The sequence below is a fragment of the Winogradskya consettensis genome, from assembly GCF_018332715.1.
Taxonomy (GTDB): Bacteria; Actinomycetota; Actinomycetes; order Mycobacteriales; family Micromonosporaceae; genus Actinoplanes; species Actinoplanes consettensis.
Genome location: NZ_BOQP01000011.1, coordinates 115,747 through 140,396 on the forward strand (window position 1 = coordinate 115,747; position 24,650 = coordinate 140,396).

Annotated in this window: 22 protein-coding genes, 1 tRNA gene and 2 pseudogenes; 10 read left to right on the forward strand and 15 right to left on the reverse strand. The window is 69.5% G+C overall.

What is annotated here, in order from left to right:
* Positions 1 to 20 precede the first annotated feature (20 nt).
* From Aco04nite_RS12910 to Aco04nite_RS12925, 4 genes are all read left to right on the forward strand, one after another.
* Entirely contained in the window at positions 21 to 1,268 is a 1,248-nt protein-coding gene (locus tag Aco04nite_RS12910; protein WP_212997475.1) for an MFS transporter, read from the forward strand.
* On the forward strand, positions 1,261 to 3,228 hold the full coding sequence (locus tag Aco04nite_RS12915) for a prolyl oligopeptidase family serine peptidase (protein ID WP_212997476.1): 1,968 nt from the start codon (positions 1,261 to 1,263) through the stop codon (positions 3,226 to 3,228). The genes Aco04nite_RS12910 and Aco04nite_RS12915 overlap by 8 nt, the downstream gene beginning before the upstream one ends.
* 191 nt (positions 3,229 to 3,419) lie before the next feature.
* Positions 3,420 to 3,968 carry a YqgE/AlgH family protein gene (locus tag Aco04nite_RS12920; RefSeq protein ID WP_212997477.1) on the forward strand — a complete coding sequence of 183 codons (549 nt, stop codon included), beginning with the start codon at positions 3,420 to 3,422 and terminating at the stop codon, positions 3,966 to 3,968.
* A gap of 126 nt (positions 3,969 to 4,094) precedes the next feature.
* Positions 4,095 to 4,167, forward strand: a tRNA-Ala gene (locus tag Aco04nite_RS12925).
* A 570-nt stretch (positions 4,168 to 4,737) separates the two neighbouring features.
* Here the strand turns inward: Aco04nite_RS12925 and Aco04nite_RS12930 are convergent.
* A complete protein-coding gene (locus tag Aco04nite_RS12930; protein ID WP_212997478.1) occupies positions 4,738 to 5,325 on the reverse strand; it encodes a hypothetical protein in 588 nt (195 codons plus the stop codon).
* A 77-nt stretch (positions 5,326 to 5,402) separates the two neighbouring features.
* On the opposite strand from Aco04nite_RS12930, the gene Aco04nite_RS12935 reads away from it, so the two are divergent.
* The 3 genes and pseudogenes from Aco04nite_RS12935 to Aco04nite_RS12945 all read left to right on the forward strand — a co-directional run bounded on the left by Aco04nite_RS12935 (position 5,403) and on the right by Aco04nite_RS12945 (position 6,940).
* The gene (locus Aco04nite_RS12935) at positions 5,403 to 5,624 is read left to right on the forward strand and encodes a hypothetical protein (RefSeq protein WP_212997479.1); all 222 of its coding nucleotides are present in this window, start codon (positions 5,403 to 5,405) and stop codon (positions 5,622 to 5,624) included.
* Positions 5,625 to 5,775: 151 nt separating this feature from the next.
* Positions 5,776 to 5,931 (forward strand): annotated as a pseudogene (locus Aco04nite_RS12940) (MmyB family transcriptional regulator); the annotation flags it as partial.
* A gap of 103 nt (positions 5,932 to 6,034) precedes the next feature.
* The gene (locus Aco04nite_RS12945; protein WP_212997481.1) at positions 6,035 to 6,940 is read left to right on the forward strand and encodes an LLM class flavin-dependent oxidoreductase; all 906 of its coding nucleotides are present in this window, start codon (positions 6,035 to 6,037) and stop codon (positions 6,938 to 6,940) included.
* 1 nt (position 6,941) lies between these two features.
* Here the strand turns inward: Aco04nite_RS12945 and Aco04nite_RS12950 are convergent, their stop codons facing one another.
* Positions 6,942 to 7,592, reverse strand: a complete 651-nt coding sequence (locus Aco04nite_RS12950) for a GntR family transcriptional regulator (RefSeq protein WP_212997482.1) — start codon at positions 7,590 to 7,592, stop codon at positions 6,942 to 6,944.
* 76 nt (positions 7,593 to 7,668) lie between these two features.
* On the opposite strand from Aco04nite_RS12950, the gene Aco04nite_RS12955 reads away from it, so the two are divergent.
* Complete coding sequence (locus tag Aco04nite_RS12955) at positions 7,669 to 9,000, forward strand: outer membrane protein assembly factor BamB family protein (protein WP_212997483.1); 1,332 nt, start codon at positions 7,669 to 7,671, stop codon at positions 8,998 to 9,000.
* A gap of 22 nt (positions 9,001 to 9,022) precedes the next feature.
* Positions 9,023 to 9,244 (forward strand): annotated as a pseudogene (locus Aco04nite_RS12960) (MerR family transcriptional regulator); the annotation flags it as partial.
* A gap of 582 nt (positions 9,245 to 9,826) precedes the next feature.
* Here Aco04nite_RS12960 and Aco04nite_RS12970 read toward each other — a convergent pair.
* The 13 genes from Aco04nite_RS12970 to Aco04nite_RS13030 all read right to left on the reverse strand — a co-directional run bounded on the left by Aco04nite_RS12970 (position 9,827) and on the right by Aco04nite_RS13030 (position 23,063).
* Positions 9,827 to 11,422 carry a ricin-type beta-trefoil lectin domain protein gene (locus Aco04nite_RS12970; protein WP_212997485.1) on the reverse strand — a complete coding sequence of 532 codons (1,596 nt, stop codon included), beginning with the start codon at positions 11,420 to 11,422 and terminating at the stop codon, positions 9,827 to 9,829.
* Positions 11,419 to 12,018 carry a hypothetical protein gene (locus Aco04nite_RS12975; RefSeq protein ID WP_212997486.1) on the reverse strand — a complete coding sequence of 200 codons (600 nt, stop codon included), beginning with the start codon at positions 12,016 to 12,018 and terminating at the stop codon, positions 11,419 to 11,421. Before Aco04nite_RS12975 ends, Aco04nite_RS12970 begins: the two co-directional genes overlap by 4 nt.
* Before the next feature lie 116 nt (positions 12,019 to 12,134).
* On the reverse strand, positions 12,135 to 13,817 hold the full coding sequence (locus Aco04nite_RS12980; RefSeq protein ID WP_212997487.1) for a type II secretion system protein: 1,683 nt from the start codon (positions 13,815 to 13,817) through the stop codon (positions 12,135 to 12,137).
* Between the two features lie 69 nt (positions 13,818 to 13,886).
* A complete protein-coding gene (locus tag Aco04nite_RS12985) occupies positions 13,887 to 14,060 on the reverse strand; it encodes a hypothetical protein (RefSeq protein WP_212997488.1) in 174 nt (57 codons plus the stop codon).
* A 24-nt stretch (positions 14,061 to 14,084) separates the two neighbouring features.
* Positions 14,085 to 14,699: a type IV pilus inner membrane component PilO gene (locus Aco04nite_RS12990; protein WP_212997489.1), complete on the reverse strand. Its 615-nt coding sequence runs from the start codon at positions 14,697 to 14,699 to the stop codon at positions 14,085 to 14,087.
* Entirely contained in the window at positions 14,699 to 15,397 is a 699-nt protein-coding gene (locus tag Aco04nite_RS12995) for a hypothetical protein (protein WP_212997490.1), read from the reverse strand. Before Aco04nite_RS12995 ends, Aco04nite_RS12990 begins: the two co-directional genes overlap by 1 nt.
* Positions 15,397 to 16,422 carry a type IV pilus assembly protein PilM gene (gene pilM / locus Aco04nite_RS13000; RefSeq protein ID WP_212997491.1) on the reverse strand — a complete coding sequence of 342 codons (1,026 nt, stop codon included), beginning with the start codon at positions 16,420 to 16,422 and terminating at the stop codon, positions 15,397 to 15,399. The genes Aco04nite_RS12995 and pilM overlap by 1 nt, the downstream gene beginning before the upstream one ends.
* A gap of 15 nt (positions 16,423 to 16,437) precedes the next feature.
* A complete protein-coding gene (locus Aco04nite_RS13005) occupies positions 16,438 to 17,214 on the reverse strand; it encodes a prepilin peptidase (protein WP_212997492.1) in 777 nt (258 codons plus the stop codon).
* A 74-nt stretch (positions 17,215 to 17,288) separates the two neighbouring features.
* Positions 17,289 to 17,759, reverse strand: coding sequence for a type II secretion system protein (locus tag Aco04nite_RS13010; protein ID WP_280519338.1), 471 nt, complete (start codon positions 17,757 to 17,759; stop codon positions 17,289 to 17,291).
* Between the two features lie 103 nt (positions 17,760 to 17,862).
* Complete coding sequence (locus tag Aco04nite_RS13015) at positions 17,863 to 19,095, reverse strand: type II secretion system F family protein (RefSeq protein WP_212997493.1); 1,233 nt, start codon at positions 19,093 to 19,095, stop codon at positions 17,863 to 17,865.
* 1 nt (position 19,096) lies between these two features.
* On the reverse strand, positions 19,097 to 20,224 hold the full coding sequence (locus Aco04nite_RS13020; protein ID WP_239159551.1) for a type IV pilus twitching motility protein PilT: 1,128 nt from the start codon (positions 20,222 to 20,224) through the stop codon (positions 19,097 to 19,099).
* Between the two features lie 131 nt (positions 20,225 to 20,355).
* The gene (locus Aco04nite_RS13025) at positions 20,356 to 22,020 is read right to left on the reverse strand and encodes a GspE/PulE family protein (protein ID WP_203842213.1); all 1,665 of its coding nucleotides are present in this window, start codon (positions 22,018 to 22,020) and stop codon (positions 20,356 to 20,358) included.
* Positions 22,021 to 22,103: 83 nt separating this feature from the next.
* Positions 22,104 to 23,063: a GlxA family transcriptional regulator gene (locus Aco04nite_RS13030; RefSeq protein WP_244875951.1), complete on the reverse strand. Its 960-nt coding sequence runs from the start codon at positions 23,061 to 23,063 to the stop codon at positions 22,104 to 22,106.
* A 71-nt stretch (positions 23,064 to 23,134) separates the two neighbouring features.
* Here Aco04nite_RS13030 and Aco04nite_RS13035 point away from each other — a divergent pair, with 71 nt between their 5' ends.
* On the forward strand, positions 23,135 to 24,598 hold the full coding sequence (locus Aco04nite_RS13035; RefSeq protein ID WP_212997495.1) for an MFS transporter: 1,464 nt from the start codon (positions 23,135 to 23,137) through the stop codon (positions 24,596 to 24,598).
* The last annotated feature ends 52 nt before the right edge of the window (positions 24,599 to 24,650 follow it).

A 24,650-nucleotide genomic window follows, 5' to 3' on the forward strand; every position in this document is an offset into this window, starting at 1 on the left:
GACCGAACTGGAGGAACACCATGACCGACGCACGACTCGACCGCAGATTCTGGCTGCTGTTCGGCGGGGAGACCGCGTCCGCCATCGGCACCGCCGCCTCGGTGGTCGCCATGCCCGTCCTCGCCTTCCAACTCAGTGGCAACCTGTCCCACACCGGGATCGTGGGCTTCGCCATGGCCGCCGCGGCGGTCGCCACCCGGCTGCCGGGCGGCGTGCTCGTCGACCGGGTCGACCGGCGCAAGCTGATGGTGATCGCCAACCTCATCGCGGGTACGGCCGTCGCGCTGCTCGCCGTCGCGCTGGCAGCCGGTGCGGCCAGCCTGCTCGTCCTCGTCCTCGCCTCCGTGGTGGTCGGCGCGGTCGGCAGCTGCCTCGCGCCGGCCGAGAGCGCGGCGGTTCGCGGCGTCGTCCCCGAACCGCTGCTGCCCAAGGCGCTCGCGTTCATCCAGAGCCGGGCGGCGGTCGCGATGGTGGCGGGCCCGGTGCTCGGCGGCGCGCTGGTGGCCTTCGACGCCACCACGGTGTTCGTGATCGACGCGTTCACTTACCTGTTCGCGGCGGTGTGCATGGCGGCGCTCCGTCTCGCCCTGCCCGCCGACAGCGAACCGCAGCCGGTGCTGAAAGCCGCGGGTGAGGGACTGCGGTTCGTGTTGAAGTCCCCGTTCCTGCGCTATGTGGCCATCAACGCCACCCTGCTCAACCTCGTGTTCAACTCGCTGCTCGTCATCCTCGTCGCCGCCGCGCACAACAACGGCAAGGGCGGCCTGGCCGTCGGCGTGCAGATGGCCGCGATCGGGGTCGGCGCCCTTGCCGGCGCCATCGCCGCGGCACCGATCGCGAGCCGGTTCACGCCGGCCATCGGCGTCGCGGGTGGCACCGCCCTGGTCGCCGTCGGACTGCTGCTGCTCCTGGTCGTCCCCACCGGATGGCCCTCCGCCGTCGTGCTGGGGCTCGCCGCCGCGGCCGGCCCGGTGGTCAACGTGGTGGTCAGCACCGAACAGATCCGGCTCACCCCGGCCGGTCTGCAGGGGCGGGTGAACAGCTCGATCGGGCTGCTCGCCATGGCAGCGGGCCCGCTGGGGCCGATCATCGCCGGGTTCACCGTCGCCGCCTGGGGCGTCGCGCCGACGATGTTCGGTGCCGCTGCGATCGTCCTCATCCTCGCTCTCGTCGGTGCCGCCGTGATCCTCCGGGCGACCTCGCAGACGTCCCCGGCCGAACTGCCGGAACAGATCCCCGAGCTCGCCGTGGCGGTGTCCCGTGACTGACGACCCGTTCCGGTGGCTCGAGGACCCCGACCACCCCCGGACGCAGGAATGGCTGGCCGACCAGCAGAACGAGCTGTGGAAGGAGATGACCGGGACCGACCGGGACGGCTGGGCCGATGCTCTGGGGGAGACCCAGCGGCGCACCGCGGGCCTCCCGGTCCGGCCCCCGGTCGAACGCGGACCCCGGACCTTCCGGCAGGAACGTACGCAACACACCGACCACGTGATCACGGTTGAGCTCGCCGGCGTCCGCAAGGTGCTCGTCGACCCGACCCGGGCCGGCGCCCGCGGCAAGCTCGCGGGGTGGAACGTCGACCCCACGGGCATCCTGGTCGCCGTCCAGATCCACGAGGCCGGGCGGGAGGGCGGCGGGCTCTGGCTGTACGACTCGATCACCGGCGATCCCGTGCGGTTCCTGCCCGACGCGGCGCCGTACGCAGCGGTCACGTGGCTGGGGGACTGGCTGGCGTACACCGGCGGCACCCGCGCCGACCACCGCCTGCGGGCCCTGCGGGTTCCCGACGGCGACATCACTGAACTGCGGCTGCCGATCCCCGGCCCGGTGCGTGCCGGGCTGTCCGCCACCCCGGACGGTACGCGCCTGCTGCTGCAGGTCCGTGCCGCCGCGGGACGGCCGGCCGCGTACTGGCTGGCCCGGTGGCGCGACGGCGCCCAGCTCGACTGGATCGCCGTACCGGTGCCCCTGACCGGGATCGCCGACACCGGCATGGACAACGGGCGGCTCTACCTGGCGGGAACGGACGTCATCGGCATCGAGCTCGCCGCCCTGGAAGCCGGCCGCCCGGTACTGCCCGAGCAGGTGCTCGGCCCGCAGGACGGCAGCACGATCGGACTCGTACGGCTGCTGCGCGGCCCCGACGGCCGCACCGCCCTGCTGCTCCTGCGCAGGGAGAGCACCAGCCGGGTCGTCCAGCTCTGGGACCCCGGACCGCCGCCCCGGCTCACCGGCTCGTTCCGGTGGCCGGCCGCCGTACAGCTCGGTGACGTCGCCCCCAGTCCCGGCCGGCTCGGTGACGCCGCGTGGATGCTCGCCGAGGACCCCCGATACGGTGCGTGGCTGCACCGCATCACCGCCGGTGACCCGCTCACCATGCCCGGTGTCGAACACTCGACGCTGCGTGAATTCGTGTCGGTCAGCGCCGACGGCACCCAGGTGCCGATCACCGTCGCCGAACCCGACGCCGGTGCGATCAGGACCAGACCCACCCTCATGACCGTGTACGGCGGCTTCGGCATCAGCCTCGAACCCGGCTTCGACCTGATGCTCGCCACCTGGCTGGACGCCGGCGGACGGGTCGCCTGGGTGCACGCCCGGGGCGGCAGCGAACGCGGCGAACCGTGGGCCGCGGCCGGCCGGGGCGCGGGCAAGCACAACACCGTCGCCGACTTCCGTGCGGCCGCCCGGCACCTCGCCGACCAGGGTTACGTCCGGGCCGGTCAGCTCACCGCCATGGGAGTCAGCAACGGCGGCCTGGTGGTGGCGTCCGCGATGACCAGCGAACCGGAGCTGTTCTCCGCCGTCGTAGGCGTGGCACCGCTGGCCGACATGCTCCGCTACCACCTCGGCGGCCTGGGCGGCACCTGGCTGCGCGAATACGGCGACCCCGACGACCCGGCCGCGGCCGGCTGGCTCGTCACCTACTCACCGCTGCACCAGGTACGCCCGAACCGGCGATACCCGTCCGTCCTGCTCGCCACCGGCGCCAACGACGACCGGGTGCCGCCGTGGCACGCCTGGAAACTGTCGATGGCGTTGCAGCAGGCCAACACGGCCGACACCAAAGTGCTGCTCGACCACGACCTGACCAGTGGACACCGCGGGCGCGACGGACTACCGGGTCACCTGCTCGCCGTACACGTCCTCACCCTGCTGAGCCGCGCCACCGGCCTGCACGCACCCGCCCTGCCGGCATCCGTGGACGCTCTGTCATGGCCGTGACACGGTGCCACCCGCTCCGGGCGCCGCCGCCGGCGATACCCCGATGGCGTCGATCTCCACCCCCGGAGCCGCTCGTTCACCCGCAGCCCTTATCGCTGGCCGGACTGCAAGCTAATGTCCAAGCATGGCGCGAAGGCGAGGCTGTTGTGTTCAGTGAAGAGCAGCGCATCGGAGGTCGGTCAGTGGAGTCGATGACCGGTCAGCTCCTGGTCGCGACTCCCACACTGAAAGACCCCAACTTCGACCGTACGGTCGTGCTGCTCGTGGCCCACGAAACGGGCGGTGCCCTCGGCGTCGTGCTCAACCGGGCCACCGAGGTCCCGGTCTCCGACGTCCTCGGCGGCTGGGGCGAACTCGCCGGCGACCCCGCGGTCCTCTTCGAAGGCGGCCCCGTCCAGCCCGAATCCGCGATCTGCCTCGCCCGCACCCGCCCCGAGGTCAAAAAACGCATCTCCGGCTTCCACCAGGTCGCCGGCGCCCTCGGCACGGTCGACCTCTCCGCCGACCCCGACCGCATCCGCGACAGCATCGCCGGCATCCGGGTCTTCGCCGGCTACTCCGGCTGGTCCCCCGGCCAGCTCGAAGAAGAAGTCGCCTCCGGCTCCTGGTTCGTCTTCGACGCCCTCCCCGGCGACCCCTTCGTCCACCGCCCCGACGACCTCTGGGCCATGGTCCTCCGCCGCCAGGGCGACATCCTCGCCGCGGTCGCCCACTTCCCGCCCGACGTCTCCCTGAACTGAGCGGGGGCCGGTACTCCGGGTTTGGTTGGTGGGGGTGGTGGCTACCGGAGGGACCCCCTGCGGCGGGCCCTCCGGGGGTGTGTACTATTTCTTCCTGTGCCCGGGTGAACCGGAAACACAAGGCAAGGGGCTGTGGCGCAGCTGGTAGCGCACCACACTGGCAGTGTGGGGGTCAGGGGTTCGAGTCCCCTCAGCTCCACCCGAAATTGGGTGATCCCCGTCCGCGGATAGCGTGGACGGGGATTTTTTGTTATGTCGGCTTCCGGGGGCCGAGCCTCCCGGACCCCCACGGTGCGGTGGTTGCGCTTCGAGTGGCGGTGGGTGCGCCTGGGGGCGTGGGCGGTGTTTCAGGCGTTGTGGTGCGGCAGGTGGTTTTGTTCACGGGGCCGGGCGCCAGATGTTCGCGACTTTCAGCACGACCGAGATCTCACCTATTTCGATGTTCGCGAGTTTTGGGCCCCACCTCGACCAAGAACCCGCTCAGGGGTCGTCAGTCAGCCCCATCGTTCACGCACGGTGACGAGTTACTGAGACAGGGCACGCCTTGCCTGCGGCGGGCCTCGTGAATAAGACGCGTAGGATTTCCTCCGTTCCGCAGGAATTCCTGCTTGCGTCCGGCTAGTACGCGTAAAGCCGTCACTTCGCCCACGTCGCTCCCATTCCTGCCGGACTCGCCGCCGGTCGTGGACTTTGAGTTTCCTGCTTTCAAGTGCGCGCGTTGATTGTCGTGTCAAGGCCCGGGTTTGACGCAGAGTCCGGTGTTCGTGGGTCAGTAGTCGGCGGCGTACTTCACCAGCCAGCGGTGGGTGAACCGGGCCCAGTCGAACAGGTCACCGGCGGCACGCCTGCGGTCGCGCTCAAACTCGGCGACGGCCTGCGCCCGGTAGGAGTTCGCCTCACGGAACAGTGCTCGTGCGGCTTCGATCCATATCAGCTTGCCGTCCGGTGTCCGGGCTTCGGGAGAGTCGCGCCGTAGCCGGGTGGTGTGGCCGAGAGCTTTTCCAAAAGCCCGCCGAACCTTGTGCTCACGCCGGAACTCTTCGGTTGCCGCAGCGTAGTTCCGGCGTCGTGCCGGGTCACGCATCCACGCCAGTTCAACGGTCGTGAAAATCTCCAGCTGAACGTATTTCATTCCTTGATTCTTCTCAGGGACTCCCATGATCGGAAGGGCGGGTGTGCCATTGTCGGGTTGAGCGGGATCACACAAATGCGAATAGCAGATAGTGAGTATTCGGATAGCCGTAAGTGGTGGCGAATGGATCCCGGGAGGGTGATCCTCGTGCTCACCGACCATGAGCTTGTTGGCCATCTTGTTGTCATCGGCAGATCCGTGCATCCGCGCCCCAAGTAGCTTCATGATCGCCTCTGCGAGGCCCGGTTGGATTGGGGCTGGCGGCTGTTTGGGGGCGGGAGGGGTCCTGGGAAGCTGGGGGTATGACCCCCGAAGAGCATGCCGGGCAGGCTGAAGAGTTGTTGGCCGCCGCGACCAAGCAGCTGCGCATCTGGAGCGGGGCGGTGATTCCTTCCGATATTTCGCCCGAGCAGGTGGCCAGGGCGCATGCGCTTGCCGCGCTGGCTCAGGTGCATGCCACGTTGGCGCTGGTGCAGGGGGATTCGGGGATCGTGAGCGGGGCGGGGTCGGCGCCTGGGAGTTGAGGGGCGGTTTTTCGACGTGCTGGCGTCCAACGCCATGGCGCGGGCGTTGGCCGGCATGGTCGCCGGGTTCCGGGTTCCGGGCTTCGGTGGGTACGGCGATCGATGACCCCAGGTGCGTACAACTCGTCGGTGAAAGGTCCGTGAGGGTGGTCCGCAGGTGTTCCATCACCCGGAAGTGGGTGATCTGACCCTGCGCCGGGAGAAGCTCGAGATCGGCGGCAGCGACGGGCAGCTTCTGGTGCTCTATCACGCCGAGGCAGGGTCCGAGAGCGCTGTTTCGCTCGGGTCGCTCGCCGCTACCAGGTAGGTCGCTCGCCGCTACGCGGACGGGCGTTCGTCAGGAGCGGAAACAGGAGCGGAAAGCGGTACGCGGGACAGCGGGGCGGGGCGCTGGTCCGGAGAATCGGGGAATGGCTGAGTTCTCGGTTCAGGCGGATCCGGAAGATGCTGCGGGCTGGCTCGGCACCGCGCGCCGGGCCGAAGGGGCGGGATTTTCGGCGTTGCTGGTCGCGGATCATCCGGGGTCTTGTGCGTCGCCGTTCGTGGCGCTTGCCGCGGCGGCCGCCGTGACGTCGACGATCAGGCTCGGGTCGTACGTGGTGAATGCCGGGGTGCGGGAGCCGATTCTGCTCGCGGCTGATGTTGCCACCCTGGATGTGGTTTCGGGTGGGCGGGCCGTGCTCGGGTTGGGGGCCGGGCACACGCCCGCGGAGTGGGATGCGGTCGGGCAGGTGCGGCCGGATGTGCGGGGTCGGGTTGATCGGGCGATCGCGGTGGCTGAGGCGACCGTGCGGTTGCTTGCCGGGGAGAAGGTCACCGTGGCGACGCCTGAGCTGACCATGCTGGGTGCCGAGCTGAGCGAGCCGCGGCCGGTGCAGGAGCGGATTCCGCTGCTGGTCGGCACCGCGAATTCGCGGCTGCTGCGCTGGGCGAGCGGGCACGCCGACATCATCGGGCTGACCGGGCTGGGGCGGACCAGGGCCGACGGGCATCAGCACGAGGCGCGGTGGCGGCTCGATGACATCGATGCGCAGGTGGCCCTGGCCCGCGCGGACGGTGAGCCGGTGCTGGAAGCGCTGGTGCAACAGGTCGAGATCACCGACGATCCCGCAGCCGCGCTGGCGGAGACCGCCGACCGGCTCGGGATGGGTGTGCGCGACCTGCGGGAGGTGCCGTTTCTCCTCGTCGGCACCCCGGACGAGATCGTCGGGGCGGTGCGCCGGAATCGCGAGCGGTGGGGGATCACGCGCTATGCCGTACGCGGAAATGCCCTTGATCTGCTCGCGCCCCTGCTGCCGGAGCTGGCAACGGCCTGATTCATTCGTCGAAGAGGTGGCTCTCCGCCTTGGCCCGGTATTCGGTGTAGATCTGTTTGTAGCGGGTCGTCGCACCGGTCCTGTCGCCGCGTTCGAGCAGCTCCAGGATCTCCTGGTGGCCGTCGATCCAGACCTGCCAGATGTCGCTCTCCGGGGTCATCAGCAGGATCCGGTTGGTGCGGGCGACCACCAGGTCGACCATGGACTGCAGTTCGCGGTTGCCGCTGGCGAGGATGACGATGGTGCTGAAATCGGCGCCGGCGGCGGCTGCGCCCAGGACGTTGCCGGTGCGCAGGCCCTCGACGAATTCCTTCTGGCGCTGGTGCATCAGGTCGAGGTGGGTGTCGGTCAGGTTCTCGACGCCCCATTCGAAGCCGGCGCACGCGAGCACGCTCATGACGTCGATCAACTCGAGGGCGTTCTTCTGGGTCATCTTGGTGACGTGGCGCGTGCGGTTCGGCGCGATGTCGATCAGGCCCTCGACGGAGAGCTGGGCGATCGCCTCGCGGACCGGCGTGATGCTGACACCGAGGCGGGCAGCGAGCTCCGCGTCCTTGATGAGCGTGCCGGGCGGGAGCTCCCCGGTGACGATCTCGTTGCGGAGCTGACGCACCACGGCAGCCGTGCGGGTCGGCGGGACCGTGTAGGACATACCGGCAGCCTACCCACAGTCACCACGCGGTGGTTAGGCGTACCCATGGACGCCCGGAGCGGGCATGCTTGCAAGCGTGCCGGACACCGTGCCGTTGATCGATCTCGATGCACCGCCGCCGCCCGAGCCGCCGGTGGCGCGATTCCCGCGCCCGCGTCTGCGACCGGTGCTGGTGGGTGGGTTCCTGGCTGCCGCCCTGCTCAGCCTGACCGCGTCGGCGCCACAGCGAGGAGAGCTGCGCGAGGTGCTCGCCGCCGGCACCGACGCTGCCGCGGCCTACAAACTGTCGTCGGACGCGCTCTTCACCGCCACATTCGGCCGCAACCCCTCCGTCGAAGCGGGCATCCATCGGTACGCCCTGAGCGATGGGAGTCAGGGCGCCGGCACGGAACTCTGGGCCACCACGGTTCCCCAGCTCGTGCAGGTGCTGACCCTGGACGACACCGGCACTCTGCTGCTCGCGCGGTCCGCCTCGGACCCCCGGATAACCCTCCTGGACGCCGCCACCGGCACGATCCTCTGGCGCGTGACCGGTGCGAACACCTCGGTGGTCACGACGGCCGCCGGCAAGGTGCTGCTGCGGACCGAGCTCACCCAGACCACTGCGGAGCTCAGGCTCGCCGACGGCCGCACCGGCACGACCATCTGGCGGCGCTCCATCGACGCTCTCTCGGACCCGCACGACTTCAGAGCCGCCGGCCGGATCGTGGTGCTGGGTCTCGACGGGCACGTCACCACCCTGCGGTTCGCTGACGGGTCCGTGCTGGGAGAGGGAGATCTGGGCGTACGCCGTAAGCCCGACACGACCGACGTCATCGTCGACGCCGCCGGGGAGCGGGTGTACGTGACGGAGACGGGGGCGCTCACGGCGTACCGGCTGCCCGGTCTGGTCCTGGAATGGCAGGCGCGCAAGATCCCCTACGGAGCCGTCACCACCTGCGGCCCGATGCTCTGCGTTGCCGGCAACAACGAGGTCAGCGGCCTGGACCCGGCGGACGGCTCGGTGCGCTGGACGGCCCCGGGCTGGTCCGGCGTGTCCCCACTGGCGGATGGCACGGTCGTTCTGAACCGCCCTACGCCGGTGATCAACGCGGGGGTCGGCTCCGGAATAGACGATCACGAACGCCGAGTGGTGCGGCCACCCGAATACGCCGCGATCGACGCGCGGACCGGCAGGGTGTTGCGGCTGCTGGCTGAGGTCGACTGGACGGCGCAGGGGTTGCAGCTTCGCGCTGACCTGCGGATCGCGGGCAAAACGTGGGTGCAGTTGCTGGATTCGGACGGAGTGCCGCACACGGTGGGATCGCTGGATACCGCGCGGTCCTATGGGTGCCAGGTCGCGCTGCCCTATCTCGCCTGTCCCACTGTGACCGGGCCCACCACGGTTTGGCACTTGCCCCTCCCGTAAGGGGAGGTCGTACGGTCGATTCATGGGAGCTGAAGAGCCCACCTGGAGCGTGGGCGAGCTGGCCGCCGCGACGGGTTTGACCGTGCGTGCGCTGCACCATTACGACGAGATCGGGCTGGTGCGGCCTTCGCGGAGGAATGCTGCCGGGCATCGGCGATATACGGCCGGCGATGTTCGGCTGCTGCATCGGGTGGTCGCGCTGCGGGGTTTCGGCTTTCCGCTGGCGGAGATCGCCGGCCTGCTCACCGGCGACGGTGGGGGCGGCGACGGTGGGGGCGGCGACGGTGGGGGCGGCGACGGTGGGGGCGGCAACGGTGGGCTGGAGGCGCGGGAGTTGTTGTTGCGGCAGCTCGATCAGGTGGTTGATCGGATCACCCGGGCGAGTGAGTTGCGGGGGCGGCTCGAGGTGGTGCTGGCCCAGTTCGATGCTGCGGGCGATCCGTCCGCGGCGGTGTTGGTGCGGTTGATCGAAGGGATGACGGCGGTGGAGCACACGTATACGCCTGAGGAGCTGGAGCGGATGGCCGCGCACCGGCGGGAGTTGAGCGAGCGGTTGTCGCCTGAGGAGCTTGCGGCGATGTCCGCGCGCAGACAGACGGCCTGGGACGGCATGACCGAGGAGCAGCGAGCCGAGCTGGTGCTCAGCCGGCCGGCCCTCCCGCGTTAGGTGGCGCCGGCGCTCTCGCGGTGGTGGCGCTCTCGCGATGGTGGCGTTCGTGCGGTGGTGGCGTTCGTGCGGTGGTGGCGTTCGTGCGGTGGGTGCACCTTGCGGAGCAGAGTCGTCTGATGGGGACGGGCTCTGCTCCGCGAGAGGGGGCCGGGTGCGCTACTTCTCCTGGGTGTTGGTGACGGCCAGGGGCTGGTTGAAGTTGGCCGGGGCGTTCCACTTCTGGAGTTCGGAGCTGGTGCAGGGGGCGACCTTGACCTTGGCGGTGCCGTCGGAGTGGGTGTCCGGGTTGGCGACGGTGAGGTCGGTGGGGGTGAGGCAGTAGCCGTTGGCGTCGACGATGCGGTAGCTCGTGGCGTAGTTGCCGGTGTCGCCGTAGACCTTCCAGCCGAGGTTGGGGTCGGTGAGGACGCCGGTGAGGGTGCAGGCGGCCATGGTGACGTAGCCGGCTGTCGTGGTGGGGGTTTTGAGGCAGTAGCCGGCGGGGGTGCGGATGCGGCCGGTTACGGCGGTGGCGAGGTCGAGGGAGATGGCGGGGAGGACCCATTGCTGGTTGATCGGGACGTTGCCGTCGGGGGCCTGCTTGCAGTACCAGACGATCTCGTAGCCGACGTTCTTGTTGGTGTAGTCGAAGTTGGTGACGTCGAGGCAGCGGCTGAACTGCTTGTAGTTGACCAGCTGCTTGGTGGTCGCCGAGGCCATGCCGGCGCCGACGCCTGCCTGGGAGCGGAAGACGTTCTTGTTCGTGGTGCCGCTGCAGCTGCCCAGGACGATCGGGCCGGCGCTGCCGGCGGTCTTCGCGTTGAGGCAGAAGCTGTCGAGGCTGACGCCGTTGCCGGTGCCCCGGAAGTTCGAGTTGTCGTCGAGGCTCCATTGTTGCTTCGCTACCCGGCCGGCGCAGGGCTGGAAGGTGACGGCGCCGTCGGTGGCGTGCGGGACCGGGGCTTCCAGGCACATGCCGGTCGGTGCGGCGCTGGTTTCCGAGCCGATGAGCTTGATCGCGAGGTCCGTGGTGTAGGCGAAGCGCTGGTCGCTGCTGCCGCCGGTCTTGCAGAGCGCGACGGTGGCCGGGGCGCCTGCGGCGGGGGAGGCGGTGGGGCCGGCGTCCATGCACAGCGGGTTCGTGGTGGGGGCGGCGAGCTGGATGGCACCGCCGGTGATGTTCTCGTTGTTGACCTTGAAGGTGTAGGTCGCCTGGATGGTGCGGGTGTTGGTGCTGCCCTGGTCGAGCGAGCCGGTGGGGGAGCTCGAGCCCGTCGAGGTGAGGACGGCGGTCGAGGGCACGGTGGTCAGCGGGAGCAGTGCCGTGGGGCAGCTGAGGAGCGTGGGGGTCTCGTCCGTGGCGGCGTCAGGGACGCCGTAGTAGGCGATTTTGACGTTGTAGCGCAGGACGGCGACGCTGGAGGTGATGCCCGCGATCGGGTCCGCGGTGCCGGAGACCAGGCACGGCGGCAGGCTCAGGAGGCTGCCGACGAGCTTGGTGGTGCCGTCGGTGAGGGTGGTCAGCGAGGTGGAACCGCGCAGCTGGCCGACGGCGGCGTCGATGCCGGCCTGGGCCGCGTCGAGCGAAACCGTGCGGGCGTCGACGGAACGGGTGGTGTTGAGCTGGTTCAGCACCAGCGGGACGAGACCGGCCGTCAAGGTCATGGCGACGAGGGTGACCATCATGGCCATCGCCATCGAGCCCTCGTCGGAGTCGGTGCGCTGATCGAAGCGCCGGCGCAAGCCCTTACCGAAGCGTCGGGTGATGATCATGTGGTGGGTCTCCCCTCGCTGCATCCGTTCGTGGCCAGCGTCTGGTTCGAGGTGTTCAGGGCGGTGAACGTCGTGTCGATCTGGGCGTCGCCCGCGGCGACCTTGGTGGTCAGCTGGACCCGCAGGCGCTGGAAGACGCTGGTGAAGTCGCCGCCGACGATGGCGCCGCCAGGGCTGGCGCTGGCCGATGCGTACGGCTTCGCGCCGTAACCCTGCTTGGTGAACGGGGCGACGCCGGTGGTCAGGTCGATCTGGGACGCGATTGTCTGCCCGGTGGCGGAGGCCGCCGGTGGGGTGCCCAGCGTCCAGGTGACCATCTGCAGCACGCCCAGGCCGTCCGTGCCCGGCTTCAGGCGCAGCTGGTAGCACGTGGTGGGGACCGGGCCGGCGAACTCCACGTACTGCCGGTTGCCGACGGTGCCCGGGTCGCCGATCCATGAGGCGTAACGCAGCTCGCGATCGAAGCGCTGGAACGCGTTCGAGAGCTCCCGCTGGGCTTCGCTGAGCGCGTCAGCCGCCGACGTCGTCTTGAACACCTGCAGGATCGCGCCGGTGAACAACACCATCAGGACACTCATGATCCCGAGGGTCGTCATGATCTCGATCATGGAAACCCCGGCGTCACCGGGAGTATCGGCGTCATCGTGCGGAGCTGTCGGCGAGGCCGGAGCTGTCGGAGCAGCCGGGCCAGCCGACCGTAGTGAGCGGGTCATCACGCCACCGTCCAGACGAACATCAGGTTGCTCTGGGTAGTACCGGCGCTCTTGACCGTGAGCAGGACGGTGTAGGTGCCCTTGGTGGTCGGCTTGCCGCTGATCAGTCCGGAAGAGCTGATCGTCAGGCCGGCGGGCAGACCCGTCGCGGTCCACACGTATGAGGCGGGTGTCGCACCCGACGCCGCTGCCTGCAGCGAAACCGCGGCGAGGGCGGTGGTCGACTGGTTCGGTGAGGCCGGCGCCGGTGCGGTCACCCGCAGGTCGGTGGCGGCGGGGTTGGGGTTCACCACGACGGGGACGACCATCGAGGCGGATCCGCCGGCGGCGTCGGTGACCGTGACGGTTGTCAGGTACCGCGTGCCGTGGGTGATCGTGCCGGTGATGGCGCCGCTCGACGTGTTCAGGACGAGGCCGTCGGGCAGGTTTGTGGTCGCCCAGCTGTACGGGGTGAGCCCGCCCGAGGCGAGCGCCGTGAACGAGCCGATGTTGGTGCCGTTGTTGACCGTCTGCGTGCCCGGGTTGATCAACGCCACGGGGGTGAGGATCCGCCACGAGAACGTGGCGGTCACCGTCTTCGGGATCGTGCCCGAGTCCGTCGCGGTCAGGACGACGGCGGTCGTCTGCGTGATCGTCGACGTCGTCCCGGTGATCAGGCCGGTCGTCGCGTTGATGCTGAGGCCGGTCGGCAGGCCGGTGGCGGTCCACTTGAGCGGGGCGCTGCCCCCGGTCACGACCGGCTGGAAGCTCACCGCCGTGCTGGTCCGGGTGACCTGGGCGCCGGGGTTGGTGATCGCCGGGGCGGCCGCGACAGTCCAGGCGAACGTCGAGTCGTCGGTGCGGTTCTGCGCGTCGGTCACCGTGACGGTCACCGAGTACGAGCCGGCCGTGGTGGGCGTACCGCTGATCAGGGCAGCGCTCGTCATCGTCAGGCCCGGCGGGAGCCCGGTCGCCGTCCAGGTCAGCGGCAGCTTTCCGCCGCTGGACAGGACCTGCAGGCCGGCCAGTTCGCCGACGTACGACTTCTGCGCGGCCGGGTCGGTGACCGTGGGCGCCGCCGTCTTGGTGTCGAAGACCGGGTCGTTGCCGATGCTGACGAGCGTGGTGGCGACGTAGACGCAGGTGCCGCCGGTGCAGAACTTGTCCGGCCAGGTCACTGAGACCACGACCTTGAAGAAGGGCAGACCGACGGAGAGCAGCCCCGCGGACTTGCAGGAGCTGACGATCGGTAGCGCGATGGTCGCCTGGCTCTGGTTGCATTTACCGACGTACCACTGCTGCTGGAACGTCGTGCCGTTCGAGATGATCGGGACGGCCTCGGTGGGCAGCGGTGCGGTGATGCCGGCCGTCGAGATGCTCGGCAGCATCGGGTCCGCCGCGAGGTCCATGGTGTTCAGGTAGGCGAGCACCTTGGCGGGGGCTGCGGCCTTCTGCGCGGCGATCGCGGTGGCGCTGCGGCCGGTCGACAGCGACGACGGGTCGAGGGCGCGGACCCGTTCGAGCGCGTCGTTCGCTACCTGGACCGCGATCTGCGTGACCCGCTGCTGGTTGACGACGGCGAGCGATTTTGTCAGGAACGGCGCGGCGCCGGCCATGACCGTGCCGATGACGGCCATGGCGACCAGCACCTCGACGAGGGTGAACCCGTCTTCCCCCGACGGGGGTCTGCGGCGGAACGGCATCGGGCCCCACTCCTCGTGCGGTCGGCGGTCGTTACCACACCATCGATCGCTGCGTGCCGAATCTGAGGACTACTGCTCAACTTCGATCAAGAGGTGCCGGTCGACGCCGGCTTCGTCGAGGACGCGTTCGACGCCGGCGATGGAGAGGCGGTCGTAGACCTCGTCGCCGTGCACGATGCGGTACCAGCGGGTGCGGCGGCGTACGACCGCTTCGACCCGCCACTGCCCGTCGCGTGTCTGCATCGCGCCCTCGACGCCGTCCACGGCTCAGTCGGTGGTGACGGTGGGGGCGTCGGCGCCGACCGGCGGGGCCACGAATGCCTTGAGCTGCAGGTCGACGCTCTGCTGCGGTGCCGACTCGGTGCCGTCAGTCGAATCCTCGCTCTGGGTGGAACTCCAGGTCGCGGTCGTGATCAGGACCGCCCGCTTCTGGCCGCCGCCCTGGAGCTGGTCGAGGAAGCTGTTCAGCTCGGCCGCCGTACCCGTGACGGTGAGCTGGATCGGCAGTTCCTTGACGCCGCTGGTGGCGGTGGAGTCGGCGGGCGCGCCCACCGTGATGCCGCTGACGGAGACGCCGATGTCGACGCCGGCCGCCTGCAACTGACGCAGGAACGCCGGTACGCCCGAATCCGACGGCAGCGCGTCCTGGTAAGTGGACAGCGTCGCCTTGAGCTTCGCCAGGTTCGCCTTGTCCTTCTGCAGTGCGACGATCCGTTTGCGGAGCTGGCTCGCCTGCGACCGGGCCGTGTCGGTCTGCGAGCGCAGGTCGCCCGCCTCCGCGTACTGCGGGCTGATCAGCAGGAACCAGGCGACGACGGCCATCACCACGATGACGACCGCGCCGGCGATCATCCAGAGCCGGTCCGCGTGTCGGGCGCCCATTACTTACTCCCGCACTTCGTGCCGAAACGACCGCAGAGCGCCGCCGCGACGAAGTCAACACTGGCGTTGAAGGTCACCGTGCCGTCCTTGTCGGTGTTGACCGCGGTGACATACGGGTTGGCGAGCACCGACTGCTTCGTGAGCGCGTCGATGTAGGCGGCCACGGCCTCCTTGTCCGGTCCGCTGCCCGTGACCGTCAGGGTGCCGACGACGGCGGAGGTGCTCGTGCTCGGCAGTGCGTCGGTGGTGGTCCCGGAGCCGGCCGCGTTGAGGGCGCCGTTGACGCTGTCGAGGCTCAGACCCGAAGCCGCGGCGGTCTCGCTGAGGGTGGTGTAGAGCGCGGCCCAGTCGAGATCGTCCTTCATCACGGCCTTGAGCTGCTTGGAGAGGGTGTCCGTGGAGTTCTGCACGTCGACCACCTCCTTGTACGCGCGCTGGCTGCGCTGCAGGTCGGTCACCTCGGTGGTGGCCGTGGACAGTTCGTCGTCGGCGGCCCGGGTCTCCTGGTTGGCGACGAAGAACCAGCCGCCGAGCAGGCAGGCGACGATGATCACGGCGACGATCGCCCAGCCGCGGGTACGCCGGGCCCGGCGGGCGCTGATGATCTCCTCGGGCAGCAGACTCGCCGAGATGTGGAGCACTCGGGTCGCCCGTTGCGGGGACATCGCCGGGTCGACCGGCATCAGGGTCGTGGCCATCAGGCTGCCGCTCCCAGGGTCAGGCCGATCGACACCGCTGCCGACGGGACGAAACTGTCGAAGCCGCGGGTACGCGCTTTGCGAGTGTCGCGCAGGCGGGCGGCGCTGTCGGCGTACATGACAGCCACGCCGAGCTGTTGCTGCACGTGCTCGGCGAGGCCGGGCATCAGCGCGCCGCCGCCGCAGAGCGCCACCCGGGTGACCTGCTTCTGCCGCTCACCCGAGGCGAGGTAGGTGAAGGAGCTGCGCAGCTCGTTGACGAGCGGGCGGATCGCGTCCGCGGCGGCCGAGTCGGTGTCCGGCTGGCCGTCGCCGTGCAGCCCGAAGCGGCACTTCAGGGCCTCGGCCTCGGCCGGCGTGATGCCCAGCCGGGTGGCGATGCTCTCGGTGATCTCGACACCCCCGCGCGGCACCGTACGCACGATCAGCGGCTCGCCGTCGGCATGCACGACGACGCTGGTGACCTCGGCGCCGATGTCCACGATCGCCTCGACCTGGGCGTCCAGCCGGGAGGCGGCGCGCAGCAGGGCGAACGAGGCCAGGTCGACGTCGACGACGTGCAGCCCGGCCTTCTCGACGGCTTGGACGAGCTCGGTCACCGCGTCCTTGGGCATGGCGATCAGCAGCCCGCGCACGGTCGGGTTGGTGCCCGGTTCCTCGAGGGGCCGGAAGTCGAGCAGCGAGCGTTCCACGGCGAGCGGCAGCATGTCGCGTACCTGGAACGGCAGCGACCGATGCATCTCCTTGGGCGGCAGGTTGGAGACCGACATCTCGCGGACCACCAGCTGCGGGTTGGTCACGCCGAGCATGACCTGTTTGGTGTTGAACTTGCACGCCGCCCAGAGCTGCTTGAGCGCCGATGTCACCGCTACCGGGTCGGAGAGGATGCCGCCCTGTACGGTGCCGTGCGGCAGCGGGACCTGCCCGAAGTTGGTCAGGGTGTACTCGTCCTTCACGCGCTTCACCTCTACCGCGCGGATGGACGACGAGCCGATGTCCAGCCCGATCGGGTTGACGCCCGCCATCTGTTCTCCTCTTCTTCAGACCACGAGCAGGGACGAGTACCAGCCGGCGATCGGGGCCGCGGCGAAGACCGCCACGAACGCGCCGGTGAGCATGTAGGGGCCGAACGGGATGCGGCTCTTGCGCTTGACCACGCGCAGGGCCAGCAGCAGGGAGCCGGCGACCCCGCCGAGCAGGAACGCCGCGAACAGTCCGACCGCGACCCAGCTCCAGCCGAGCCAGCCGAGGTAGAGCCCGAGCAGCGGCGCGAGTTTGATGTCGCCTCCGCCCATGCCGAAGAAGCCGATGACCCGGAACAGCAGCCACATCACGCCCGCCGCGATCAGTGCCCGGGTCGCGGCGTCCCAGCCGTCACCGGCGATCATCGCGGGGACGAGCAGCAGCAGCGCGACGCTGTAGGACGGGAGCACGATCTGGTCGGGCAGGCGGTAGACGTCCAGGTCGATGGCGGCCAGGGCGATGGAGATCGCGGCGAGATACAGGTACGCCGGGAGCTCCCACGACCAGCCGAACTTGGCCGCCACGGCTACGAACAGCGCCGCGGTACCCGCCTCGACGAGGGGGTACCGGGCGCTGATGTGGGTCTTGCAGTCGGCACATCTTCCGCGCAGCATCAGCCAGCCGAAGACGGGGATGTTGTGCCGGTTGCGGACCTCGTTGCCGCAGTTCGGGCAGTGGGAGCCCGGCCGGACGAGGGACTCGCCGCGGGGCACCCGGTAGATCACCACGTTCAGGAACGAGCCGACCGCGAGACCGAGCAGGCCGGCGACGCCGAGCAGCAGAGGCTCTGGCATCTCCGGACCTCCTCGGTCTCGCGGTATCGGCGGCGAACGGCGCCGGCGGGGAGCCGGCGCCGCCCGATGACGGATCAGGAGCAGGCGGTCATGAATGAGGTCGAGGCGCTGGTGACGCCCTTGACGGAGCCGCCGACCGAGCTGTCGTAGACGTAGTACTTGTTGGTCGAGCCGCCGGTGTTCTTGGCGCAGATCATGTACGTGGTCGCGGTGGCGCTGGCCAGGTACAGGGTCAGGACCGTCTTGTCCGACAGCGTGATCTTCTGGTTTCCGATGACGATCGGGGAGGCGCTCTGGCTGACCAGCCCGGCACCCGGTGCCGGGTAGCTGTTGCCGTTGTCGGTGTAGTACTGCTCCACCGCGCTGATGGCGCCGCGGACGTCGGACTGGGCCGACTTGTCAGCGGCACCCTGGCGGTAGTTCAGGTAGACCGGGACGGCGATGGCGACCAGGACGCCGATGATGACCACGACCACGAGGAGCTCGATGAGGGTGAAGCCCTCGTCGTCCTTCTTGGCGCGCATCCGGGTGATGATGTCCTGCATTGGGGGTGCCTCCGTAGGGCGTCAGGGGTGAAGCGGGGATGGGGTTGTCCGGGCTCGGGTGCCCGACGTCGACCGGAGACCGGTCGCATACTGCTCCAGGGCTTTAGTTGCTCTGGATGTTCTGGTAGATGGTGAACATCGGTAGGTACAGACAGATCACCATTCCGCCGACCACGGTGCCCATGACGAGGACCATGATCGGTTCGATCGAGGCGGTCAGTGACTCGGCGGCGGAGTCGACTTCCCTGTCATAGAAATCGGCAACCTTGTCGAGCATCTGACTGATCTGACCGCTTTCTTCGCCCACTTCGATCATCTGTGTGACCATCTCGGGGAAGACCTTGTGCAGCCGCATGGCCGAGGACATGGGCTGGCCGTCGCGCACGGCGGACTGCACGTCCTTCATGGCCGCGTTGATGACCTCGTTGCCGGTGGTCTCGCCGACGACGGCGAGCGCCTGCATCACGGGCACGCCGACGTTGAGCAGCAGGCCGAGGTTGCGGGAGAAGCGGCTGATCGCGAGCTTCTGCAGCAGGGAGCCGAAGACCGGCAGGCGCAACTTGATCTTGTCGACCTTGAGCCGGAAGTCGGCGCTGGCGCGCTGTTGTCGCTTGTAGGCGATCGTGCCGCCGATCGTGACACCGAGGAACGTCGGCCCGATCCAGTACATGTTGTGACTGGTGTCGACCAGGAACTGGGTGATGGCCGGCAGCTGGCCGCCCAGGTTCTTGAACATGTTCTCGAAGATCGGCACGATGAACTTCAGCACCGCCGCGATCATCACGAACGTGAAGCTCAGCACGATGGCGGGATAGGTGAGCGCGCCTTTGATCTTTCCGCGCAGCGCGGTGTCCTTCTCCAGGCTGTCCGCGATCTGTTCCAGCGCCTTGTCGATCATACCGCCGGCCTCACCGGCGCGGACCATGGCGACCATCAGCCGGGGGAAGATCTTGTCGTGCTTCACCATGGAGCCGGAGAGCGAGAGACCGCCGGACACGTCGCCGCGTACCTCGCTGATCGCCTTTTTCAGCGACAGCGCGGTCGTCTGCTCCTCCAGGATGGCCAGTGAGCGCAGCAGCGACATGCCCGACGCGGTCATCGTGGCGAACTGGCGGGCGAAGACGGCCAGATCCTTGAGCTTGGTACGCCCGCCCAGCCCCGGAATCTTGATGTCCATCTGCAGGCCCTGGCCCGCGGCGACCATCTCGAGCGGCACCTCGCCGCGCTGACGCAGCATGTGCGTCGCCGCGGTCTCGTTCGCCGCCTCGACCGTGCCCTTGGTCTTGCGCCCGGTCGCGTCGATGCTGTTGTAGTGGAACGTTTTGGTCGCCGGCATGTCAGACCCGTCCGATCAGGCGCTTGAGCTCGTCGCTGGAGTGGCAGATCTCGAGGGCGGCCTGCATGTTGATGACGCCTTCGCGGACGCGGTCGGCCAGGTGCTGGTCGAACGAGAGCATGCCGTCGTTACCGCCGGCCTGCATGAAGGACGGGATCTGGTGCGACTTGCCCTCGCGGATCAGGCTTCGGATGGCCGGGGTGGCGGTGAGGATCTCGCAGATCACCGCGCGGCCCTTGCCGTCGGCACGCGGCGCGAGGGCCTGCGTGACGACGCCCTGCAGACTCGCCGCCAGCTGCGCGCGGATCTGCAGCTGCTGGTGCGGCGGGAAGATGTCGATGACCCGGTCGATGGTCTGGGTGGCGCTCTGGGTGTGCAGGGTCGCCAGCACCAGGTGACCGGTCTCCGCGGCGGTCAGCGCCGTCGCGGTGGTCTCCAGGTCACGCAGCTCGCCGACCAGGATGACGTCCGGGTCCTGGCGCAGCGCGTGCTTGAGGGCCTGCGCGAACGTCTCGGTGTCCGAGCCGACCTCGCGCTGGTTCACCACGCTGCGCTTGTGCGGGTGCAGGAACTCGATCGGGTCCTCGATGGTGATGATGTGGCTGGCCCGCGAGCGGTTGCAGAGGTCCAGCACCGAGGCGAGCGTGGTGGTCTTGCCGGAACCGGTCGGACCGGTCACCAGGACCAGGCCGCGGGGCAGGTGGGCGAAGCGGGCCACCGAGTCGGGCATGCCGAGCTCGTCCAGCGGCTTGATCTTGTGGGGGATTGCCCGGAAGACCGCGCCGCACGAGTTGCGCTGGATGTAGAGGTTGCCGCGGAAGCGGGAGACGCCGACGATGCTGTGCGCGAAGTCCAGCTCCTGCACCTGCTGAAAGGTCGTCCACTGGGCACCGGAGACAGCCGCGCGGGCCAGCATGGCGGTGTCTGCGGAGTTGAGCTTGCCGTAGCCGGGAAGGGCGCGCAGCCCGCCGTCGACGCGGATCATCGGCGGGGAGCCGACGGTCAGGTGCAGGTCCGAGCCTCGGGCCTCGACGAGCGAGACCAGCATCTGGTCGAGCACGGCCAGGTCGCCGGCACCCGGCTCGGCGGGGCCCGCCTGGTGCGGCACTTCCTGTTCGACGGCATACATCCGTGGCACCGACAATCTCGTGGACTTCTCTGACGCCTCCCTCATTCGGCACGGTCCCGGGTGGCTTTAGGACCTCTTCCGCCGGAAATGCGCGTACGGGTTGCGAAACGGGTACGCTGCCCGGCCCTCGATCAGATCGCGACCCGGGACACCTCGCGTACGGACGTCAGCCCCCCGGAAGCCTTGGCCAGGCCGTCGGCGCGCAGGTCGTACATGCCCTGGTCGATGGCCACCTCGCGAATCTCGTTGGAGGAGGCGCGCCGGATCGTCAGCGACTCGATCTCCGGGGAGACGGGCATGACCTCGTGCAGCGCGATCCGGCCGCGATAACCGGTATTGGCGCAGTTGCGGCATCCGATCGGCTGGTACAGGACCTCGGGGATCTTCAGGTCCTGGTGCGGCCATTTCGCCCCTTCCAGCTCCTCCTCGCTCGGCGCGTACGCCTCCTTGCACCAGTCGCAGAGCCGGCGCGCGAGCCGCTGGGCGAGCACGCAGTCCAGCGACGAGCCCACGAGGAACGGCTCGATGCCCATCTCGGTGAGCCGGGTGACCGCACCGGGCGCGTCGTTGGTGTGCAGCGTGGAGAGCACGAGGTGACCGGTGAGCGACGCCTCGACGGCGATCTGGGCGGTGCTGCTGTCCCGGATCTCGCCGATCAGCACGACGTCCGGGTCGGAGCGCAGGATCGCCGGCAGCACGGCCGCGAACGTCAGCCCGGCCTTCGCGTTGACCTGCACCTGGTTGACGCCTCTGAGCCGGTACTCGACGGGGTCCTCGACGGTGATCACGTTGATCTCGGGCTTGCTGATCCGGCCCAGGGTCGCGTACAGCGTGGTGGATTTGCCGGAACCGGTGGGGCCGGTGACCAGAACCATCCCGTGCGGCTTGGTGAACGACTCCGCGAAGCGGTCGAGATTGTGCTGGGTGAAGCCCAGCTTGGTCATCTCCAGGTCGATGCCGCCGGTGTCCAGCACCCGCAGGACGATCTTCTCGCCCCACACCGTGGGCAGCGTGGCGGTACGCAGGTCGACCGTCCGGTCCCGGATGAGCGCGGTGATGCGCCCGTTCTGCGGGATCCGTTTCTCGGTGATGTCGACGCCCGACATGATCTTCAGGCGGGAGGTGAGCGCCGCCATGACGCCGCGGGGCACGGTGTCCAGCTCGTGCAGCACGCCGTCGATGCGGTAGCGCACCCGCATGTCGTCCTCGGTCGGCTCGAGGTGCAGGTCGGAGGCGCGGTTCTGGACGGCCTGCTCGATCAGGTTGTTGACGTACCGCACGATCGGGGCGTCGTCGGCGCCGTTGACCTGGGTGGCCATCGCCGAGTCCTCGAGCGAGGTGTCGACCAGGTCGCCGAGGTCGCTGTCCTCGCGCTGGAGGCGCTCGATGATCCGGCGTACCTCGCTGCGGGCCACCACGACGGGCCGCACGGTCATGCCGGTGGAGGCCCGGACATCGTCGAGGGCCACGACGTCGCCCGGGTCGGTCACGCCGACGACGAGCTCGCCGTCGTTGATCGCCAGGCCGAGCACACGGTGGCGGAGTACGACGGCCATCGGGATGCGCTTGAGCGCGGCCGGGTCGGGGCTGTACCCGACCAGGTCGAGGGTGTTGATGCCGAACGCCGCCGCGGCCGCCGAGGTCAGCTGCTCCTCGGTGACGACCTGGTCGTTGATCAGGACCGCGCGGACCGACCGGCCGCTGCGCTGCGCCTCGTCCGCCGCCGCGTCCACCGCCACGGCGTCGACGCCGATCTGTTTCAGGGCGTCGAGCAGTGGGCGGAAGGTCTGATCCATGTCATCCTCAGGAAACGGTACGTTCGGGGTACGCCTGTCCCATCGGCCACTTCTGCCCGTATCTGAGGCTGTTGTTACAACCCCTAAAGGCCGCGGAACGTACGCCGGTACGCGCTGGGGGCCACGCCGACCGTCTGCTGGAAGTGCTGGCGCAGAGCTGTGGCACTGCCCAGGCCGGAGCGGCGGGCGACCAGGTCCACGCTGAGGTCGGTCTGTTCGAGCAGGAGGCGGGCGTGGGCGACGCGCTGCTGGAGGAGCCATTTCTGCGGGCTCAGGCCGGTCTCGTCGCGGAACCGGCGGGTGAAGGTGCGGATGCTCATCCGGGCGTGGGTTGCCATCTCGTCGAGGCTGACCGGGTCGGCGAGCCGGTCCAAGGCCCACGACTGGGTGGCCTTCGTGCCGCCGATGCCGCCCTGTGGGACCGGTCGTTCGATGTACTGGGCCTGGCCGCCCTCGCGGAACGGCGGGACCACGCAGCGCCGGGCCGCCTGGTTGGCGACCAGGCTGCCGTGGTCGCTGCGGACCACGTGCAGGCACAGGTCGATGCCGGCACCCACGCCGGCCGAGGTCAGGACGTCGCCGTCGTCGACGAACAGCACGTCGAAGTCCCACTCCACGGCGGGCCAGAAGCGGCGCAGGCGCCCGGCCCAGTCCCAGTGGCTGGCGGCCCGGCGGCCGTCGAGCAGGCCCACGGCGGCCAGCACCGAGGCACCCGTGCAGGTGGAGATGATCCGGGCGCCACGGTCGTGGGCGGCCCGCAGCGCCTCGGCGACGACCGGTTCGACGGTGCCGCTCCTGAGTGCGGCGTATGTGCCGGGCACCAGCACGGTGTCCGCGGTGGCCAGCGGCTCGAGGTCATGGTCGGGCAGGATCTGGAAGCCGCCCCGGGACGCGCGGATCGGCAGGCCGCCGACGCCGCAGGTGAAGGTCTCGTAGAACGGCGTCTCGTCGGGCGCTCGGGCGGCGCCGAACACCTGGGCAGGGGCGCTCAGGTCAAAGCCGACCACCTCGTTCAGGCCGAGCAGCGCGATGCGATGGGCCATGGCCTGATTCTTGCGCATGATGGCCGCCCGGCCACTCGTCCGGACGGCCGGTGTCTGGCGAGACTGTTCACGTGACAACTCGACGTCTTCATCCGGCCTGGCTCGTCGCCGCCGTGGCGTTCATCGCGCTGATCGGTGCCGCCGGCTTCCGTGCCACCCCGTCGGTGTTCCTGCAGCCGCTGCATGCCGAGTTCGGCTGGTCGCTCGGCACCATCTCCGCGGCGGTCTCGGTCAACCTGCTGCTCTACGGCCTGACCGCGCCGTTCGCCGCGGCGCTCATGGAGAAGTTCGGGATGCGCCGGGTGGTGGCCGCGGCGCTGGTGCTGGTCTCGCTCGGTAGCGGTCTGACCGTGTTCATGCGGGCCAGCTGGCAGCTCATCCTCTGCTGGGGCGTGCTGGTCGGGCTGGGTACAGGGTCGATGGCGCTGGGCTTCGTGGCGATCGTGGCCAACCGCTGGTTCGTGCGCCGGCGGGGCCTGGTGACCGGGGTGCTCACCGCGGGCGGCGCGACCGGGCAGCTGATCTTCCTGCCGCTGCTGGCGCGGCTGACCGGGGAGCACGGCTGGCGCACTGCGGCGCTGGTCGTCGCGTCCGCGGCGCTCGCCGTGGTGCCGCTCGTGTGGTGGCGGCTGCGGGACCGGCCGTCCGATCTGCGCGTGACGGCCTACGGCGCCGGGCCTGACGATGTCGCGTCGCTGCCCGTGGTCAATCCCGGGAACGCGGTGCGGACGGCGTTGGGGGCGTTGCGGCAGGCGGCCAGGACCAGGGCGTTCTGGCTGCTGGCGTGTGGGTTCGCTATCTGCGGTGCAACGACCAACGGTCTGGTCGGTACGCATTTCATCCCGGCCGCCCACGATCACGGCATGGCGGAGACCACGGCGGCGAGCCTGCTCGCGCTCGTCGGGCTCTTCGACATCGCCGGGACGATCGCGTCGGGCTGGCTCACCGACCGCGTCGACAGCCGGGTGCTGCTCGGCGGCTACTACGCGCTGCGTGGGCTGTCGCTGCTGTTCCTGCCGTCGCTGTTCGCCGCGACCGCGCACCCCAGCATGGTGATCTTCATTCTCTTCTACGGGCTGGACTGGGTGGCGACCGTGCCGCCGACGGTCGCGCTGTGCCGCGAGTACTTCGGGACGAGCGGCGCTGTCGTCTTCGGCTGGGTGTTCGCCTCGCACCAGTTCGGGGCGGCCATCGCGGCGAGCGCGGCCGGTCTGGTCCGTGACCGGCTCGGCGACTACGACTGGGCCTGGTACGGCGCCGGCGCGCTCGCGTTGCTCGCCTCGCTCATGTCGCTGATGCTGATCGCCGGACGCCGCCTGGGCCGCGAGGGCCCGGCCGGACCGGGCATCGGCCTCGCCTTCCCCGCCTCGACCCCGGCGTCGGCGTCCGCCGAGACCGCGCTGGCCGAGACCGCGCTGGTCGAGACTGCGCTGGCCGAGAGCGGGCCGGCCGCTACGGCGTCGGCTGGGACGACATCGCCGGCCACCGGACCGATCGGAGGGGCAGCGGCGGACGCGCCGGTATCACGTAGCTGATATGTATAGATAGAGTTCAATGAGTGACACGGTGGTGGGACCTACTAAGGGA